We start from the raw sequence: 416 nt of genomic DNA on the forward strand, positions 1-416 counted from the left end.
CTGTCAGAGAAGGAGAGAAACATCTATGAACTGGTGTCCAAACACTTTATTGGCCTGTTTTATCCTGAATCCATAAGAGAAAAGTTAACGGTCGATATCAGTTGTTGTTTAGACCGAATTTATCGTGCTACCCAAACCACAACACTGGCACTCGGTTGGGAAGTTCTTTTTAAAGATGACCAGGAAGGCAAGCCCAATGACAATACCGGTGATTTAACTCCCTTAAAACAAGGTGGTATCGGTGTATGCGAAAGTTTAGAGATGCTGACAAAAGAAACCCAACCCCCTAAATATTTTGATGATGCGAGTCTTTTAAAAGGCATGACGGAAGCGGCAAAGTATGTACAAGATCCCGCGTTACGAAAACAACTTGAAGCCAAAGATAAAAACACCAAAGGCGAAAACGGCTCTATTGG

Annotated in this window: 1 protein-coding gene; it reads left to right on the forward strand. The window is 41.8% G+C overall.

Annotated features, from left to right (window positions below; translation table 11 throughout):
- The coding region (locus tag Q1A70_RS20470) for a DNA topoisomerase (RefSeq protein WP_299697677.1) at positions 1-416 on the forward strand (416 nt) is incomplete at both ends.

Source organism: uncultured Vibrio sp., from assembly GCF_947488985.1.
Taxonomy (GTDB): Bacteria; Pseudomonadota; Gammaproteobacteria; order Enterobacterales; family Vibrionaceae; genus Vibrio.